Consider the following 17,994-nt stretch of genomic DNA (forward strand, 5'->3'; position numbering starts at 1 on the left):
AGATCGCGGGTATATCGGCTTTCCTTGCGGCCCTCAGGGCTTGAGAAGATTTTCGGCGGCCTCGGGGATCTCGCCTTCGACCTGGGTTTCCACTTCACGCATTTCATTGGTGAGTTCGCCCTCTCCGGCCGTCACCTCCCCCGCATCCGTGGCTCCACTGCCCGGCCTGGGCGGCGGGGAAGGCAGGGGATTATCCCGGTTGGGGACTTTCGGCTGGGCGGCGCGCGCCTCCTGGCCCGATTGCGGGGAAGGTCGGAGCAGAGCGTTTCTGGTGAGACGTAACAGCGCCGAGTTCGTTTTGGCGGGGGAATAGGTCCGCCCATCGAACCAGTAGCTCACCCTCAGCACCACATTGGCGGCCCCCAGATTGTCCACCAGAACCAGAGGTTCGGGGTGTTCGAGGACCGCCGGGTGCTCCCTCAGGATCGCCAACACCACGGCCTGCGCCTCGGCGACCGAGGCTCCCTGGTCGATATTGACGAGAAACTCGGCGCGCCGCGTGGGTGTGCTTGAAAAGTTGGTTATCGTGCTCTTGAAAACGGTCGCGTTGGGAATCTGGACGTGATTGCCATCGAGCGTCAGCAGGACCGTGCTCCGCGTGTTGAGGTTTTGGACGACGCCGGTTTGGCCCGCCACTTCGATCAGGTCTCCGGTCTTGAACGGATTGCGCACGCTGAGCAAAAGGCTCGCAAGAAAGTTTTCGGCGATGTCGCGGAAGGCAAAGCCGACAATGATCCCCACGATGCCGGTGCCGCCCAGCACGGTTACGGCAAGCCGGGTCAGCCCCGCCACCTGCAGGACAAAATAGATGCCCAAAAGCAGGACGGGGAAAGAGATGAGACGCACGACGACGCCAAGCAGCAAGGGGGAATGAATACGGGGCGCCAATGCGCGGCGCGCACCGCGTGCGACGAGGGCCGAAAGCAGCCAGGTCGCGCCAGCGATGGCTATCGCCAGAATGGCAAGGGGAGCTGTTTGTTCGGCGCGGCGGGCAAGCCGCTCCAGTTCGCCCCCCATGCGCTCGAGCGCCGTCTGGAAGTCGGCGCCTATCGCAAGCCGGTTTACCACAGCGACCGTGCCCTCCATCCGTTCGGCCAAAGTGCTCGCCCAGGCGCGGTGTTCGGCAGTATCGGTGATGCCATCGATGGTGACCACGCCATGCTGGACATCGATCTCGATGTCGCGGAACCACCCGGTCGAAACGAGGATTTGCGTCAGCCGCATCTCCAGGGCGTTTTCCCGGTCCGTCTGCAGACCATTCTCGATACCGGCGGGCTGGCCCGTTTCCGGGTCGCCGGTGATCTCAGGCCCACCCTCCTGAGCGAAGACGGCGGAGAGGGACACCCATACTAGAAAAATGAGTGCAAGCAGCCTCGGCAGGGGACGGATGGCAAGCGTGGCGACTGGGTGCGGCATACCTTCAAATGCGAAAGGCGAAACCGGCGTTCCACCCCCAATGGGAAACGGCCGCCAGCGGGGGAAAAGGGAGGAACGCGGATTACCGATCCCGCCCCTATCCCCGTCTCAGCGCGAACTGATGGCGTTGCGGATAGCCTGGGGGCTCTGGCCGACCCGCTGGGCAAAGAAACGCGAGAAATAGGCAGGGTCGGGGTATCCCAGGAGGATGCCGATTTCCTTGATCGAGAGAACGGAAAACTGCAGGTAGCGCCGCGCTTCGAGCACGATGCGCCGCTCTATGACGCTCAATGCCGAACTGCCGAAAATCTGGCGGCAGACGCGGTTGAGATGGGTGGGGGTAATGCCGAGCCGCGAGGCGTAAAAGCCGATCTTGCGCGTGTCGCGATAGTGCTGGTCGACCAGCGCGACGAAGGCGCGGGCATGGCGCGCCGAAACGTCGGTTTCCTCACGCGCATTGCGCAGGGCGGCGAGGTCTATGCGGAGCAACGCGACGAGAAGCAAGGTCAGCCGCGCCTTGAGTGCCGCGTTCTGCCCGGGCGCCGCGTGGTCGGCCTCGGCAATCAGCAACGTCACCAGCCTATCGAGATGGAGCGGGTCGACAACGCCTTCGACAGGCCGCAGCACACCCGGCCGCATAAGGCTGACGGTCTCCGGACCGATCTCGGCCATGACGTTGCGAACGTCGCGGGCAAAAAAGGTCAGCACCAGCCCCTCGATGTCGGGGGAAAAAGAAAATCCGTGCACCGCGAGCGGGGGAACGACGATGACGGCGGGCGGGGACAATTCGAACGTTTCGCCATCGAGCATCACCGAGGCGCGCCCGCGCGAGACATAAAGGAGTTGGTAAAGCTCCTCATGGCGGTGGGCGGCGATGCGGAAGCCATAGAGCCGCGAGCGCGAGGTGATGGTTTCCCAATGCAGCCAATGCTCGGCGCTGGTTTGCTGTTCTCCGTAGAGGGCATAGGTCGGGATCGAACTCATGTTGAAATAATCCAACACTTTGTCGTCCCTGTCCATTGGCCGAACCGTCATGACGCGGCAAAACTGCGTGGAAAATGTATACGCGGAGGAGGCGTTCATGCGTACCCAGGTTGCAATCATCGGGGCCGGGCCGGCCGGGCTGACATTGGGGCGCCTGCTCGAAAGGGCGGGCATCGATGCCGTCGTGATCGAGCAGCGCAGCCCCGAATACGTACTGGGACGCATCCGCGCAGGCGTGCTCGAGCAGAGCGCGGTGGACGTCTTGCGCGCAATCGGCGTGGGCGCGCGCATGGATACAGAGGGCTTGCCTCATGACGGGGTGGAGCTCTCGTTTGATGGCGACATGCTGCGTATCGATTTTGAGGAGCTCGTTGGCCGAAAGGTCATGGTCTATGGCCAAACCGAAGTGACGCGCGACCTGATGGATGCGCGCGCGGAAACCGGCGCGGTCTCGATCTATGAGGCCGAGAACGTCGCGGCGCACGATTTCGACGGTGCTTCGCCTCGCGTTACCTACACAAAGAACGGACAGAGCTTCGAAATCGCCTGCGATTTCATTGCAGGATGCGACGGCTTTCATGGGGTCACGCGCGCTTCGGTGCCCAAGGGGGCAATCCACAATTTCGAGCGCATCTATCCGCTCGGCTGGCTCGGTGTCCTCGTGGATCAGCCGCCCGTCGCGCCAGAGCTGATCTACGCTCATCACGCGCGTGGCTTTGCGCTCTGTTCGATGCGCTCGGAGACGCGCTCGCGCTATTATGTCCAGGTCAGCGCAAGCGAGGATGTCGCCAACTGGTCGGACGACCGCTTCTGGGACGAGTTGCGCGCCCGGCTCAACCCCGAGATTGCGGAAAACCTCAAGACCGGCCCGTCGATCGAAAAATCCATCGCCCCCTTGCGGAGCTTTGTCGCCGAACCGTTGCGGTTCGGCTCGCTCTTTCTTGCGGGAGATGCCGCACACATCGTGCCGCCGACCGGGGCCAAGGGGCTCAACATGGCGATCCACGACGTCGCCGTACTCGCCGAAGCTCTCACCGAGCATTACGGGGAGAAGTCCAAGGCCGGGATCGACGCCTATTCGGCGCGGGTGCTGACAAACACCTGGCGCGCCGAGCGGTTCTCGTGGTGGATGACCCAGCTTCTCCACACCTTCCCCGACAGCGGGGATTTCGGGCGCCGCATCCAGCGCGCAGATTTCGATTACCTGCGCGCCTCGCGCATTGCCCGGCAATCGCTGGCGGAGAACTATACGGGGTTCAAGCCCTGAGTTTTCAAACCGCGTTCGGACTTCCCGCGTCCTATTGTCCAATTCCGGCCTCCATCCCATGATAGCGAGGATGCCGGTGGGGCGTCGGAGAAGGTTGGATGAAACGGCTGATCTGTCTTGCTGGGGCGGTTCTCGGCGCGGCGGGGATTTCCCAAATCCCGGAATATTCGCAGCAATATGCGCAGCGCCTGGGCGGCGCGATCGACGAGCTCTCGGCCGTCATCGCCCGTTTCGACGACGACGCGGCGGCAAGCGGGCTGACGCGCGCGGAGGGTTTGGACCGGTATAGCCGAAGCCCGGACGATTTTCTCGTCGATCGCGGCGTTTCGATGCGTGTGATCTTTGAACGACACGAACAATTGGTGGCCCAGCGCGACGCCCTCCGGAATGCCGGACCTATCGAACAAGTGAGCGCAATGGCGCGGTATTTCGACACCGATGTGGGGGCGGCCGCGCTCGAGGACTATCGGCCGGCCGTTCCGGTGACCATGGAAGGCCTGACCTTCGCCGCGGTCGGGTTCGGGCTCGGCTACGGACTGTTATGGGGCAGCTGGTCACTGGCTGCGGTTCCGTTCCGCAGGCGGCGCAAGGCCGATAAGGTCCGGATACGCTGACCGGGGTGCGGGCCGGTATTGCCGGCCCACACCCTTGTGCGGTTTGCGATCAGGCCCAGCTTGCCGCCCGGGCGTTCGGCTTGCCACCGCCCTTGCCGCGCCGGGCGCGGAACTTCTGGCCATCCGGACGCGCTCCAGAGGGCTTGTGGCGCTCGCCGCCCTTACCAAGCGCATTGGCGAGGTCGGTGAAAGACGAGCCGCGGCCGTCGCCAGACCGCTCCTGCCGGGGCTGCCTTGGCTTTTGGCCATCGCGTGCGGCCGGACGGCCCTGTTTGGGGGCCCTGTTCGCCGACACCGGTGCCTCGACAACGCCAGTGTGGTTGGCGGTGTGGAGATCGCCCGTGACCGGCAGGGTCAGGCGGATGAGGCGCTCGACATCGCGCAGCTTGCCGCGCTCGGTCGCGTCGCAGAGCGTGATGGCAATACCCGAAGCGCCATTGCGGCCGGTGCGGCCGATGCGGTGCACGTAGTTTTCCGGGTCGTCGGGCAGCTCGTAATTGACCACGTGGGAGATGCCGGGGACGTCGATGCCGCGCGCGGCGATATCGGTCGCCACCAGAATGCGGACCGAACCCTTGGTGAAGCCCTTGAGTGCGGCCTGGCGCGCATTCTGGCTTTTGTTGCCATGAATGGCGGCTGCGCTATGTCCGTCTGACGCAAGGTTCTTGGCTACGCGGTCGGCGCCATGCTTGGTGCGCGAAAATACGATGACGCGCTCCATGTTCTCCTCGCTGCTCGAAAGCAGTTCATTGAGGACGCCGCGCTTGGCCTTGGTCCCCGAGAGGATGACGCGCTGGTCGATCTTGACGACGGTCGAGCCGGCGACCGAGGCCTCGACACGCACCGGGTCCTGCAAGAGGCTCTTTGCAAGATCGGCGACATTGGGGGCCATCGTGGCCGAGAACATCATGGTCTGGCGTTCGGCGCCGATGGCCTTGACGATCTGACGCACGGGAACGATGAAGCCCATGTCGAGCATGCGGTCGGCCTCGTCGAGCACCAGAAATTTGGTGCCCGCGAGCCTGATCTTGCCATCATCCATCAAATCCTTGAGGCGGCCCGGGGTGGCGACGGTGATATCGACGCCGCGCTCGAGACGCTTGATCTGATGGTAGCGCGAGACACCGCCTAAAAGGAGGACGGTGTCGAGCTTCATTTTCGCGCCGGCGAATTTGCGCAGGCTCTCATCGATCTGTACGGCCAGCTCGCGCGTCGGTGCCAGAATGAGAGCGCGCGTGGTCATCGGCTTGGGACGGCCGTTGAGGTTGAGAAGCGCGGCAAGAATCGGCAGGCCGAAGGCTGCGGTCTTGCCCGACCCGGTCTGGGCAATACCCATCATGTCCCGGCCCTCGAGGAGCTTGGGGATGGCGTTGGCCTGGATCTTGGTCGGTTCGATAAAACCGGCGGCCGTGAGGCTGTCGGTGAGAAGGGCCGGAAGGCCCAGTGACTGAAAATCGGTCAAAGTCATATATCTTTCTGCGCCACACGGGCGCGTGGACGCGCAGGACAATCCAGCGCGCGGGCCATCGGCCGTCCAGGACGCCGACGGAATAAACAGGTGCAAACGGGCGACCCTGGTATGGGGAAAAATCGCGCGGGTGCTGGCTCGACCCCGGAAAGCATTTCGCCTTTCGGGCCGACTTCGCCGCTCACCGCCAAGAGGACAAGAGAAGAGAAGTCCATCTGCCGCTTCATTTGGCGGCAGCAATGGGCACCATATGAGGCAAAGACGACCAGATTGCAAGACAATTGCGAATCCAGCGAGTGAAACGGGATATAAATGAATCTTTATATCCCATGTTGTCACTGCCCGTCCCAGCGCGTATAAGCCCTCCATCAGCAATGTACACACGAGATTTGGGAGCGCGATCCGCTATGAGCGCCAGTTTCACCGACTATGCCGTCAGGGACATTTCGCTTGCCGGTTACGGCCGCAAGGAAATCGAAATGGCCGAAATCGAGATGCCCGGCCTGATGTCCATCCGCGCCGAATATGCTGCAAGACAGCCCCTCAAAGGCGCGCGCATCGCCGGCTCGCTCCACATGACCATCCAGACCGCGGTGCTGATCGAAACGCTTGCCGCGCTTGGCGCCGAGGTACGCTGGGTCAGCTGCAACATCTTTTCGACCCAAGACCATGCGGCCGCAGCCATTGCCGCGGCAGGCATACCTGTCTTTGCCCACAAGGGCGAGACGCTCGAGGAATACTGGGCCTTTACCGACCGCATGATGGAATGGGGTGACGGCGGGACACCCAACATGATTCTCGACGATGGCGGAGACGCAACCATGCTCGTCCTAACCGGCGCCAAGGCCGAGACCGACCCCTCTGTGCTCGACAATCCGGGCAACGAGGAAGAAGAGATTTTCTTTGCAACGATCAGGAAGCGGCTTTCCACGCACCCCAATTTCTATTCAAAAATCCGCGCGGCGATCAAAGGCGTTTCCGAGGAAACGACGACCGGGGTGATGCGACTCTACCAGTTGCAGGAAAAGGGCGAACTGCCCTTCCCGGCCATCAACGTCAACGACAGTGTCACCAAGTCCAAGTTCGACAACAAATATGGCTGCCGCGAAAGCCTTGTCGACGCCATCAGGCGCGGCACGGACGTCATGATGGCGGGCAAGGTCGCCATCGTCTGCGGTTATGGCGACGTGGGCAAGGGCTCGGCAGAATCGCTGCGCGGCGCCGGCGCCCGCGTTATGGTCACCGAAATCGACCCGATCTGCGCCTTGCAGGCGGCGATGGACGGCTATGAGGTGGTGACGCTCGACGACGATATCGAGCGTGCCGACATCATCGTCACCGCTACGGGCAACAAGGACATCCTGACGCTCGACCATATGCGGCGCGTCAAGAACATGGCGATCGTCGCCAATATCGGTCACTTCGACAACGAGATTCAGGTCTCGGCCCTGCGCAATCTCAAATGGACCAACGTCAAGCCGCAGGTCGATCTCGTGGAGTTTCCCGACGGGAAAAAGCTCGTGCTGCTGTCCGAAGGGCGGCTGGTCAATCTCGGCAATGCCACCGGGCACCCCTCGTTTGTCATGAGCGCGTCGTTCTCGAACCAGACGCTGGCCCAGATCGAGCTTTTCACGCAAAAGGGCAAGTACGAAAACAAGGTCTATGTGCTGCCCAAGCATCTCGACGAGAAGGTCGCGAGCCTTCACCTCGAAAAGCTCGGCGCAAAACTGACCAAGCTCACCAAGGCGCAGGCCGATTATATCGGTGTCCCACAGCAGGGGCCGTACAAGGCCGACCACTATCGCTACTGACGAGAAGGGGGCCGGCGGCCCCCTCTTCTTTTCCACAGCGCACATCGCCGCCCGGCGGGGCTGACCGCCAAAAGATAAGATTTGCCTTAAATACCCTACTTTGAGACTTGGAGCCGATTCGGCGGCCCTGTATGGTTTAGTGATTCGGTCATCCACACGGCATGGCCTGACGGGCGGGTCACATATTTAGCGAGGCACGAAGGGGCATGAAGCCGGCTGGATTCCGGAAACTTTCTGGATTCGTGGCCCTGTCTGCGGCACCCGTCGCGGTTCTTGCCGCAAGCCCTGCCCTTGCCACTCCGGTCATCTCCGCAAATGTCGTCAATGCCGCACCCTATGCCATTGCGCTGGGCGCAGCCGGGTTCGGGCTCGTCGCCACGTTCATGGCAGCGCGCTGGCGGCGCGCGGCGGACCTGGCTAACGCCTCGACCGCCGAACGACTGGGGGAAATGCGCGCGGCGCTCGACGAATTCGAGACGCTTCTTGCCGGCATGCCCGAAGTCACCATCCTCTGGAAGGATACGGGTCTTGCGCCCTCTGTGCTGGGCCCGGTTCCGGCGCTCATCCCCGGCGAAACGCGACCTGAAACCGTACTCGATTTCCGCAGCTGGCTCGACGCCGACGCCGCGCGCGAGCTGGCCGACCGGCTCACCGACCTGCGGATCGAGGGCAAGGTCTTCGAGACCTCGATCACGGCCCGCGATGGGCGTATCATCCGCTGCGCAGGACGGCTCGTGGGCGGCTCGGCGGTGGTCCGGCTGCGGCCCTCGGGCAGTGTTATGCGGTCCCCGGCCTCGGGCCCGGCGCTTACGCGCCTTCCCTCGCTGACAGAGGCGCAGGGCATTTTGTCCAACCTCACCGTTCCGGCCTGGATCCGCGACAGGGACGGGGTATTGGTCTATGCCAATGCCGCCTATCTCCATTTTACCCGCACGCTTGGGCTCAAATCCGAACGCGGGACGGCGCCCGATATCTTCCCCGCCCCGGCGCGCGAGAGGTTGCTCAAGGCGCTCGAGAACGCAGGGGATACGATTGCGCTCGAACACGCGCACGAGATGGCTGGCAAGCTCGACCTCGTGCTCTTTCCGCTCAATGGCGGCTCGGCGGGGTATTTCTACCTGCCGCTTGCCCGGCCGAAGATGCAGGAGGACGCGCCCCGCGAGCCCGATCTCGGCCATTTGACGACGGTCATCGACACCCTGGCGACACCTGTTGCCGTTTTCGACAAGAACCGGCGCCTGACACACTTCAACTCCGCCTATGCGCAGTTCTGGGCACTCGACCCCGATTGGCTGTCGGGGAGGCCCGACGAGCGGGCCATTCTCGACAAGCTCCGCACCATGGGCGCCCTGCCCGCCGAATCCGACTATCGCAGCTGGCGCGACAAGCACCTCATGAGCTATGCGCTCACCACCCCGCGCGAAACGCCCTGGTACCTGCCGGACGGGCGATGCGCCAATGTGATCGCGGCCCCCGCGACCGGCTCGGGCGGGGTGATCTACGTCTTTGAGGACATGACCGAACGCCTGGCTCTCGAAACCCGCCACAATGCACTCATCGACGTGCAGCGCGAAACGCTCAATGCGCTCAATGAGGGCGTTGCGGTGTTCGGCACCAATGGACGGCTGCGGTTATCCAATCCGCGGCTGTCGGAAATCTGGAAGCTGCCCATGAACGTTCTCGGTGGCCGCCCCCATATCGACGATGTGACCCGCGCCGCGGCGGGCGCCTTTCCCGAGGACGGGGATGCCATATGGCGCGACCTCAAGCGCCGGATCATCGATCTCAACCCCACGCGCGGGGACACCAAGGGGCGCATTGCGCGCGCCGACGGCCGGCTGATCGATTTCGCCGTGGTGCGCCTGCCCGACGGTCAATCGATGATGACCTTCATGGACGTCTCGGAAAGCGCCAATTACGAGCGTGTGCTCAAGGAACGCAACGAGGCGCTGATCGCCGCAGACAGGCTCAAGGACACGTTCGTGCAGAACGTTTCCTACGAATTGCGGTCCCCGCTTACCAATATCATCGGGTTTGCCGATCTCCTTGCCTCGGGCGAGGTCGGCCCGCTCAACGAAAAGCAGCGCGCCTATACCGACTATATCCGTGCGTCCAGCGCCAATCTGGGGCTCCTGATCGACAATATTCTCGATCTTGCCACCGTCGATGCGGGGATCGCCCAGCTCAATACCGAAAAGCTCGACATCCCCGACCTTATCGCAAAGGCGCGCGCCGGCCTTTCGGCAGCGTTCTCGGGTTCTGAAAAACCGGTCAACCTCAAGGTCGAGGTGGCCGAGGACCTCCCTGCATTCGTCGCCGACGGCACGCGCATCGTGCAGATCCTCTACAACCTTCTCTCCAATGCAGCCCGTTTTTCCGAACCCGGAGCCGAAATCCGGCTCTCGGTCGAGGCGCGGGGGGCAAACCGCATCGCCTTCAGCGTCGAGGACGAGGGCGTCGGGATTCCCGAGGAAATCCGCGCCGCGATGTTCTCGCGCTTCGAGGGGCAATCGGTCGAAGGACGCCAGCGCGGGGCGGGATTGGGGCTGGCGATCGTCAAGACCTTCGCCAATCTGCATGGCGGCACGGTCCATATCGAGGGGCGCGAGCCGCGCGGCACGCGGGTCACGGTAATCGTCCCGGCCGACGCCTCCCAGGCGCAGAACGCCGGCGAATAGCGTTATGTTCGCGCTTTTCGCGCACGATCCGGAAACGACCGACGCCATCGGGACAGCCCTAGCGGCGCTTCTCGATAAGGGCGATGTCGTCCTGCTTTACGGCGATCTCGGCGCGGGCAAGACGGCGCTGGCGCGCGCCATTATCCGGGCAAGGCTGGGACAACCCGACATGGCCGTGCCCTCCCCGACCTTTGCCCTGGTCCAGCCCTACGACGGCATCGTCCACGCCGACCTTTACCGGCTGGCTGGAGAGGACGAACTTGAAGAGCTTGGGCTTTTCGACGACGATCGCGCGGTCAAGCTGATCGAGTGGCCCGAGCGGGCCCCAAGACTGGCCGAACGCGAGGGCATTGCAATCGCGCTCGACAGTACGCCATCGGGCGATGGCCGCACCATGACGATAAAGCCCCTAGGCGGCAAGCCGATCGGGAGCTGGTCCCCGGCGCTATCGCGCTGGAGCGCAGAAAGAGGAGAGCCGCAATGACAGCGATGTTGAGCCATGCGCCCGATGTCATGCTGCTTGCAGCGGGATTGGGGACGCGCATGCGGCCGCTGACCTTCGAGACGCCCAAAGCGCTGATCGAGGTGGCGGGCAAGCCGCTCATCGACCATGTGATCGATGCGGCGCTTGCCGAAGGGTGCGGGCGGTTCGTCGTCAATGCCCACCACAAGGCGGATCAAATCATCGCCCATATCGAGCGGCTGGCCGCCGGGTTGCCCGATATCCGTTTTGCAGTCAGCCACGAAAAGGACCGCCTGCTCGATACGGGCGGGGGGCTGCGCAAGGCGCTTGATCTGCTGGGCACCGATCCTGTGCTGACCATGAACACCGACAGCTTCTGGCTCCCCGGCGCGGACAGGCCGATAACGCGGCTGATCGAGGCTTACGGGGCAGGCGAAGCCGACGCGGTGCTGCTTTGCGTTCCGCCCGACCGGGCAAGCGGATACTTCAAGGGCGCCGACTTCCTGCTTTCGGGCGACGGGACGATCTCGAAAAACCTCGGCCGTCCGGTGGTCTATGCCGGGGTGGCGCTCATTGCCCGCCATATCGCCGCCCAAGGCCCGGACGTGCCCTTTTCGCTCTATAAGCATTTCCAGGTTGCGCTCGAAGCAGGACGTCTCAAGGGGGTCGAGATCGCGACGCAATGGTATCATGTGGGCGATCCGGCTGCGATCATCCGCACCGAGGAGCAGATCGGCGCGCTGGTCTGATGGCGGCGGGCGCCAACATATTCTCGATCGCGCCGCACCTTCCCTTTCTCAAGGTGCTCGCCCGGAGCCTTGTCGACGGCACACTGTTGCCCGCATGGCCACGCCAAGGCCCCTTCTGGCTCTCGGACATCACGGTATTCCTGCCCACCCGCCGCGCGCGCGCAGCGCTGGCCGATGCACTGCTCGAAGCGCTGGGCGCAAGGCCGATGCTGTTGCCCGACCTCAGGGCGCTTGGCGGCGAGGACCCAGCGGAGGAACCATTCCTGCCGCCGTTCGAACCCATCTCGCTGCCGCCGGCCATGGGCCGGGTCAAGCGCCGGCTTTTGCTCGCCCAACTTGTCGAGCGATGGCTCGCGACCCGCGCCGATACACCCTTTTCGGCGCCGGCGCTGGGCGGCTATCGCGGCAGGCCCAACACTGCCGAAGTGCTGGCGCTGGCGGATTCCCTGGCCACATTGATCGACGACTTCGCCATTGCCGGGAAGAACCTCTCGGATCTAGGGCAGATCGAAACCGGGCAGCTGGCCGCGCAGTTTCTCGCCAATCTCGAATTCGTCCGCTTCGTGTTTTCCCGCTGGCCGGCAATCCTTGAGGCCGAGGGCGAGATGGATGCCAGCGCCCGAACTGCGGCGCTCGTCCGGCGGCAGGCACAGGGGCTCCAGGAGATTTACGGCGACAAGCCCGTCATCGTTGCAGGTTCGACCGGCTCGATGCCCGCCACCGCCGAACTCATCGCCGCCATAGCCGCGCTCCCCAATGGCGCCGTGGTGCTGCCGGGCGTCGATACCACGCTTGGTCAGGGAACCCTCGATGCGCTCCTCTCGGGCAGGAACAACCCGCACGGACATCCGCAATATGGACTCGTACGATTGCTCAATACGGTCGGGAGCGCCCCGGAACGGGTGATTGCGCTTGGCGCTCCGGCGTCACCACGCACCCAGGCGCTCAATGCCGCGCTGGCGCTCGCCCCGGAAACGGCCCGCTGGGCCGTGTTGGCCGAAAACCTCGAGATCGAGGCTGCTTCGGAAGGGATTTCGATCCTCAAGGCCCGCACGCCAGAGGAAGAAGCGCGCGCCATTGCCATCGCCATGCATGACGCGCTGAGTGTGGGGAAAACCGCCGCGGCAATCGTGCCGGACCAGACGCTCGCCCGGCGGATTGCCGCCGAATTGAAACGCGCCGGAATCGAGGCCGACGACGCGGCGGGCACACCGCTCCACCTCTCGCGCGCCGGCCGATTGGTGCGGCAGGCGGTGACGCTGGTGGTGGGCCGATACGCGCCGGTCGACCTTATGGCGCTGTTGCGCAACCGCCATGTCACCCTTGGGTTGGGACGTGCGCGCATCGCTTCCGCCGCGGAAGCGCTGGACCTCAAGGTCCTGCGCGGTCAGCGCCCCGGCGCCGGTATCGAGGGCCTCAAAAGGATCATCCAAGCGCTGGCCGGAGACGAAAGGCAGCCACGGCGCCTCAAGCTTTCCGCCGACGAGACGCAGGCGATCCTGACGCTGGTCGATGCGGTCTCCACCGCGCTCGCACCGCTCGACACTCTGCTCGAAGTTCCCGGGTTCCATGCCTCGCAGCTGGCCGTCGCGCTCGATGAAACACTTTCGGCCCTGCGTGCGCTCCCCGATGGCCAGGCTTCTCCGCCGCTCGAAGGGGAAAAGGAGCTCGCGCTCCTGCTCGATACGTTGGCCCGGCAAGGCGGACGTGGGCCGCTGCTGGACGCGGACACGCTGTCGCCGGCGCTGGACGGACTGATGACCGGCCAGAGCGTGCGGGCGCCGCGCAAACCGGCCACCGCCGTCACGCTCTATGGCCGGCTCGAAGCGCGGCTGATGACGGCGGACCGGGTGATCCTTGCCGGGCTCGTCGAGGGCGTCTGGCCGGAAGTCGCCGATCCGGGCCCGTGGCTGAGCCGGGGCATGCGCATGGGCGCGGGACTGGAGCCACCGGAAAAGCTCCACGGGCTTGCCGCCCACGACTTCCTGATGGCGATGGGCGCGCGCGAAGTGATCGTGACGCTTTCACAAAGGCAGGGCACCGGCCCGGCAACGCCATCGCGGCTCATCGAACGGCTTGAAGGGTTTTTCGGCGCCGTGCCGGTCGAAACCATGCAGGCGCGCGGCGGCCATTGGCTCGACCTGGCGCGGCGCATCGACCTCACGGGCGCGCCGCCCTCGGCCCAACCTCGGCCCGCCCCGGCCCCGCCGGCCGCCAAACGGCCCAGGCAGCTTTCGGTGACCGATGTCGAGACCCTGTTGCGCTCGCCCTACGACATCTACGCCAAATATGTGCTGAGGCTGCGAAAGATCGATCCGCTTGGCGCGGACCCGGATCTTGCCGAACGCGGTACGATCATCCACGACGTGGTAGGAGACTTCATCAAGGCGAAACACGATATCGCCGCCCCGGATGCGCTCGATAACCTCATGGCGCTGGCGCGTGCGCGGTTTTCGGCGCTCGATGCCGTGCCTGCCCGGCGGGACCTCTGGCTCAACCGGTTCTCGCAAGCGGCGGCGCAGTTTCTCGACTTCGAACGCGAGCGCGATGCGGGGGTCGCAGAACGTCGGGCCGAAATCGACGGCGAATGGAAATTTCCCCACGAGGGAGACGTCTTTACGCTGCGGGGCCGGGCCGATCGCATCGACATTTTGAAAAACGGAAAGCTGGCCATCATCGATTTCAAGACCGGATCGGTGCCTGCTCCAGCCGACATGAAAGCCTATTTCGCCCCACAATTGCCGCTCGAAGCCGTGATGGCGCGCCATGGCGGATTTGGGGACATTCCTTCGGTGCGTTCCGAAGCGCTTTTTTACATCAAGATCGGCGCCAAGCCCGATGCGCTCGATCCGCAAGCCTTTTCCCTGCCCAATGACACCGATCTCGACGGTGCAATCGCGGGCACTTTCCAGCGCTTTTTGAGACATATCTCGGCCATGCTGATGCGCGAGGGGCAGAAAATGCCCGCGCGGGTGTTTCCCAAAAAGGGCCAGCGCTTCAAGGGCGATTACGAACATCTGGCGCGTACCGGTGAATGGGCGCTGACCGAAACTGGCGAGGACGATACGCCATGAGCGAACGTCCCTTGACCCTTCCGCCCGACGCGCGCGCCAGCCAATTGGCTGCAACCGACCCGGAGGCCAATGTCTGGGTCAATGCCAATGCCGGATCGGGCAAGACATTCATCCTGACCCGTCGCGTGATCCGGCTGCTGCTTGGGGGTGCGGCGCCGGAAACGATCCTCTGTCTTACGTACACCAAGGCCGCCGCTACCGAGATGCGGCACCGGGTTTCCGAGATTCTCGGGGCCTGGACCCGGCTCGATGACGGCGATCTCGCCGCTGCGCTCACCGACATGCTCGGGCATGCCCCCGATGCCGCAACGCAATTGCGCGCGCGGCAACTGTTCGCGCTGGCGCTGGAAACCCCGGGCGGACTCAAGATCAACACCATCCATGCCTTTTGCGAGGCGGTGCTGCAGCGGTTTCCGCTCGAAGCGGGCGTGCCGGTCAATTTCTCGGTGATCGAGGAGGCCGACGCGCGGCAGATGATCCTCGAAGCGCGCGAAGCCGTTCTGGCCGAAGGCCTCGTTGCCGGGAGGGCGGCGGGTGATGCGGCGCGGCTCCTCTTTGCGCAATTGAGCGATCACGCGATCGAAAAGGCCATTGCCGATGCGCTTAAACTGGGGCGCAAGCTCGAACCCCTTCTTGCCAATCCAGCGGCCGCGCATATCAATCTGCAGCGGTTTCTTGGTCTCTCGCCCGGCGTGAGCGCCGCATCGGTGCTGGCGGAGGCAATTTCAGGCATGATCGTGCCGCCGTCCGATTGGCCCGAGATTTTCGAGATCGCGCCTCCCGACATGGGCAAGACCCGGTTCGAGGACAAGCTTTATGCGCTCGATCCGGTCAATCCCGACCCGAAGGATTTGATCGGCGCCTATTTGACCGGCGAGGGCAGCGTCCCCAAGAACTTCCCCAAAAAGGCGTTCGAAAAAGCAAATCCCGCATTGGCGGCTAATCTCCTGGCCGAGGCCGAGCGGCTCGCCGGTGTGCTCGACCGCTACAAGGCGGCGCAGATTGCCGAACAATCGAGCGCCCTGTTCGGCGTTCTTTCGAGCATCGTCTCGCGTTATGAAGCGCAGAAGCGGGCTCGGTCCTGGCTCGATTTCGACGATCTTGTGGTCCGTACGGCAGCGCTGTTCGCCAACCGGGAGTACGGCGCATGGGTGCGCTACAAGCTCGACGCCGGGATCGACCATATTCTGGTCGATGAAAGCCAGGACACCAATCCCGAGCAGTGGCGGGTGATCGAGGCGCTGGCCGACGATTTCTTCGACGGCGAAGGCACGGGGCGGCCCAAGACACTGTTCGCGGTGGGCGACCCCAAGCAGTCGATCTATTCCTTCCAGGGGGCCGATCCGGCGCTGTTTCTCGAAACCGGGCGCAAAATGGGTCTCAGGGCGCGACAATCCGGACGGGAATGGCGCGACCGGACGCTGCGCACGAGCTTCCGCACGCTTCCCGCTATCCTCGATGGGGTCGACAGGGTGGCCAATCTCCCCGAGGTGGCCCGCGGCCTGTTTGCGCCGCCCGAGGGCATACGGCACGAAAGCGCGCGCCGCGACACGGGCGGCACGATCACGCTCTGGCCCCTGATTGCAGCCCCCGAAACCACCGAGCCCGGTGAAGAATGGCCGCTCGAACCGATGGAAAACCTTGGCAGCGCGCCGCGCCAGCTTGCACGAAAAATTGCGCGGACCATCAAGCACTGGGTTGAAATCGGCACCCCCCCCGGGCCGCGGGGGCGTGCGATTGTGCCCGAAGACGTGCTGGTGCTCGTGCAGCGCCGCTCGGCGGTGTTCGGCGAGATCGTCCGGGCGCTGAAAGAAGAACGCATCGAAAGCCCGGGCGCTGACCGCCTGCCGGTTTCGGCCCATATCGCGGTCGACGATCTTCTGGGCCTGGCCGACGTGCTGCTGAGCCCCAGCGACGACCTCACACTGGCCGCCGTCCTGCGCTCGCCGCTCTTTGATTTTTCCGAAGACGATCTCTATGACCTCGCCGAGCCGCGCGGCAGGGGGGCTTCGCTTTGGCAGGCGCTCGGGGCAAGCGACAGGCCGGTTGCGCAGGCGGCTTATCAGGTGCTTTTCGACCTCCGCCAAAGGCTCGATCTCGACCGGCCTTACGAGTTCTTCGCCCACGTGCTTTACGAAAGGGGCGGGCTCAGACGGTTTCACGCCCGGCTCGGGGCAGAGGTCGATGAGGTGATCGCCGAATTCCTCGATCTGGCGCTCGAACACGAGAACTCCAACCAGCCCTCGCTCACCGGCTTTCTCGCGGCCATGCGCAAGAGCCACATCGTCATCAAGCGCGATCTCGCCGCCAAGACCTCGGGGGTGAGGGTGATGACCGTGCACGGGGCCAAGGGGCTCGAAGCGCCAATAGTCATTCTCGCGGACGCCGCCGGCAAGCCGCCCCCGGTCAAGGACTGCGTATTCGCCGGGCCTCCGGAGACGCCGTTCCTGCTCTATTGCCCGGGGACGGAGCATCACTGCCGCGTCTCAAGTACCTTGCGCGAGGCGGTCGCCGCGCGGCAGGGCGAGGAATACTGGCGCAATCTCTATGTGGCGATGACGAGGGCCGAGGATGAGCTGATCGTCGCGGGGACGCTCACCGAGCGGGGCAAAGCGGAGGGAAGCTGGCACACCGTCATCGAGACCGCCCTGGCGGCCGGGAGCGAGACCATAACCGATCCGGCGAGCGGAGAGGAGGTGGTGCAATATCCCCTGGCCACGCCGCCCCCTAGACCGGTCTCGGACCGTCCCCTTGCGTTACGTACCGCAGATCTAACGTTTTCCCTTCCGCCACTCGCGCTACCGACATCAAGGGAAACCGTTTCGCCCTCATCGTTGGGCGCAGCGGAGCGAGCGGACGCAGCGCTTGCCCCGGAGGTCGAACGCCTGCTCGATGCACGCACTGCGCGCGACCGGGGCATCGCGCTCCATGCCCTGCTCCAGCACCTGACGCACGTGCCGCCCATTCGCCGCGAGGCGGTTGCGCTGGCAGCGGCGGTGACGCTCCTGCCCGATGCGCCCGAGCTTGCGCAGCCGGTCGCGGACGAAGCGCTCGCCATCCTCTCCGATCCGACGCTGGCCCGGTTGTTCGGGCCCGATGCGCGCGCCGAGGTGAGTTTTGCGCTCGATGCGACGCGGGATGGTACCCCGATCAGGCTTACGGGCAGGATAGACCGGCTCGTCGCAGATGAATCGGGTATTATGGTTATCGATTTCAAATCCGATGCCGCCGCACCGCATGGCGAAGATGGGGTACCCGAGGCCTATTGGGCGCAACTGGGGCTTTACGCGCGCATCGCCGAGAGGCTGTTTCCCGGGCAGGAAATAACCACGGCGATCCTCTGGACGACCCCCCGGCGGCTGATGGTGCTCGATCCCGGCCGGCTCCGGGCGGCGAGCGACAGCATCGCGCTTGTGTGATGGGTGCCATGCGGCGGGCAGGGTTGAATTGGCTCCCGACTCCGCCTAGCT

At 64.3% G+C, this 17,994-nt stretch carries 11 protein-coding genes; 8 read left to right on the forward strand and 3 right to left on the reverse strand.

The features are described 5' to 3' along the window. Nucleotides 1–33: 33 nt before the first annotated feature. Both I2G20_RS12535 and I2G20_RS12540 read right to left on the reverse strand, forming a co-directional pair. Complete coding sequence (locus I2G20_RS12535) at nucleotides 34–1,416, reverse strand: mechanosensitive ion channel family protein (RefSeq protein WP_196260048.1); 1,383 nt, start codon at nucleotides 1,414–1,416, stop codon at nucleotides 34–36. Between the two features lie 108 nt (nucleotides 1,417–1,524). Next, nucleotides 1,525–2,436, reverse strand: coding sequence for a helix-turn-helix domain-containing protein (locus I2G20_RS12540; protein ID WP_246473051.1), 912 nt, complete (start codon nucleotides 2,434–2,436; stop codon nucleotides 1,525–1,527). Nucleotides 2,437–2,497: 61 nt separating this feature from the next. Between I2G20_RS12540 and pobA the strand changes: the two genes are divergently transcribed. Continuing rightward, nucleotides 2,498–3,667 (forward strand): 4-hydroxybenzoate 3-monooxygenase, encoded by a 1,170-nt coding sequence (gene pobA / locus I2G20_RS12545; protein WP_196260049.1) that lies wholly within the window; start codon nucleotides 2,498–2,500, stop codon nucleotides 3,665–3,667. 98 nt (nucleotides 3,668–3,765) lie between these two features. Next, nucleotides 3,766–4,281, forward strand: a complete 516-nt coding sequence (locus tag I2G20_RS12550; RefSeq protein WP_196260050.1) for a DUF2937 family protein — start codon at nucleotides 3,766–3,768, stop codon at nucleotides 4,279–4,281. 49 nt (nucleotides 4,282–4,330) lie between these two features. Here I2G20_RS12550 and I2G20_RS12555 read toward each other — a convergent pair whose 3' ends face one another. Continuing rightward, nucleotides 4,331–5,749 (reverse strand): DEAD/DEAH box helicase, encoded by a 1,419-nt coding sequence (locus tag I2G20_RS12555; protein WP_196260051.1) that lies wholly within the window; start codon nucleotides 5,747–5,749, stop codon nucleotides 4,331–4,333. A gap of 407 nt (nucleotides 5,750–6,156) precedes the next feature. On the opposite strand from I2G20_RS12555, the gene ahcY reads away from it, so the two are divergent. The 6 genes from ahcY to addA all read left to right on the forward strand — a co-directional run bounded on the left by ahcY (nucleotide 6,157) and on the right by addA (nucleotide 17,943). Then, nucleotides 6,157–7,560 carry an adenosylhomocysteinase gene (gene ahcY / locus I2G20_RS12560; RefSeq protein WP_196260052.1) on the forward strand — a complete coding sequence of 468 codons (1,404 nt, stop codon included), beginning with the start codon at nucleotides 6,157–6,159 and terminating at the stop codon, nucleotides 7,558–7,560. A 242-nt stretch (nucleotides 7,561–7,802) separates the two neighbouring features. Next, nucleotides 7,803–10,238 (forward strand): ATP-binding protein, encoded by a 2,436-nt coding sequence (locus tag I2G20_RS12565; RefSeq protein WP_196260053.1) that lies wholly within the window; start codon nucleotides 7,803–7,805, stop codon nucleotides 10,236–10,238. A gap of 4 nt (nucleotides 10,239–10,242) precedes the next feature. Further along, on the forward strand, nucleotides 10,243–10,722 hold the full coding sequence (tsaE, locus tag I2G20_RS12570) for a tRNA (adenosine(37)-N6)-threonylcarbamoyltransferase complex ATPase subunit type 1 TsaE (RefSeq protein WP_196260054.1): 480 nt from the start codon (nucleotides 10,243–10,245) through the stop codon (nucleotides 10,720–10,722). Then, the gene (locus I2G20_RS12575) at nucleotides 10,719–11,450 is read left to right on the forward strand and encodes a nucleotidyltransferase family protein (RefSeq protein ID WP_196260055.1); all 732 of its coding nucleotides are present in this window, start codon (nucleotides 10,719–10,721) and stop codon (nucleotides 11,448–11,450) included. Before tsaE ends, I2G20_RS12575 begins: the two co-directional genes overlap by 4 nt. Next, nucleotides 11,450–14,524 carry a double-strand break repair protein AddB gene (gene addB, locus I2G20_RS12580; protein WP_196260056.1) on the forward strand — a complete coding sequence of 1,025 codons (3,075 nt, stop codon included), beginning with the start codon at nucleotides 11,450–11,452 and terminating at the stop codon, nucleotides 14,522–14,524. The genes I2G20_RS12575 and addB overlap by 1 nt, the downstream gene beginning before the upstream one ends. Then, on the forward strand, nucleotides 14,521–17,943 hold the full coding sequence (addA, locus tag I2G20_RS12585; protein WP_196260057.1) for a double-strand break repair helicase AddA: 3,423 nt from the start codon (nucleotides 14,521–14,523) through the stop codon (nucleotides 17,941–17,943). The genes addB and addA overlap by 4 nt, the downstream gene beginning before the upstream one ends. Nucleotides 17,944–17,994 lie beyond the last annotated feature (51 nt).

This window comes from Pelagibacterium limicola, assembly GCF_015694405.1.
Taxonomy (GTDB): Bacteria; Pseudomonadota; Alphaproteobacteria; order Rhizobiales; family Devosiaceae; genus Pelagibacterium; species Pelagibacterium limicola.

Coding starts and splice junctions, on each gene's coding strand:
- ahcY (WP_196260052.1), top strand. CDS start 6,157: ATGAGCGCCAGTTTCACCGACTATGCCGTCAGGGACATTTCGCTTGCC.
- addB (WP_196260056.1), top strand. CDS start 11,450: ATGGCGGCGGGCGCCAACATATTCTCGATCGCGCCGCACCTTCCCTTT.
- I2G20_RS12575 (WP_196260055.1), top strand. CDS start 10,719: ATGACAGCGATGTTGAGCCATGCGCCCGATGTCATGCTGCTTGCAGCG.
- addA (WP_196260057.1), top strand. CDS start 14,521: ATGAGCGAACGTCCCTTGACCCTTCCGCCCGACGCGCGCGCCAGCCAA.
- I2G20_RS12535 (WP_196260048.1), bottom strand. CDS start 1,416: ATGCCGCACCCAGTCGCCACGCTTGCCATCCGTCCCCTGCCGAGGCTG.
- pobA (WP_196260049.1), top strand. CDS start 2,498: ATGCGTACCCAGGTTGCAATCATCGGGGCCGGGCCGGCCGGGCTGACA.
- I2G20_RS12540 (WP_246473051.1), bottom strand. CDS start 2,436: ATGGACAGGGACGACAAAGTGTTGGATTATTTCAACATGAGTTCGATC.
- tsaE (WP_196260054.1), top strand. CDS start 10,243: ATGTTCGCGCTTTTCGCGCACGATCCGGAAACGACCGACGCCATCGGG.
- I2G20_RS12555 (WP_196260051.1), bottom strand. CDS start 5,749: ATGACTTTGACCGATTTTCAGTCACTGGGCCTTCCGGCCCTTCTCACC.
- I2G20_RS12550 (WP_196260050.1), top strand. CDS start 3,766: ATGAAACGGCTGATCTGTCTTGCTGGGGCGGTTCTCGGCGCGGCGGGG.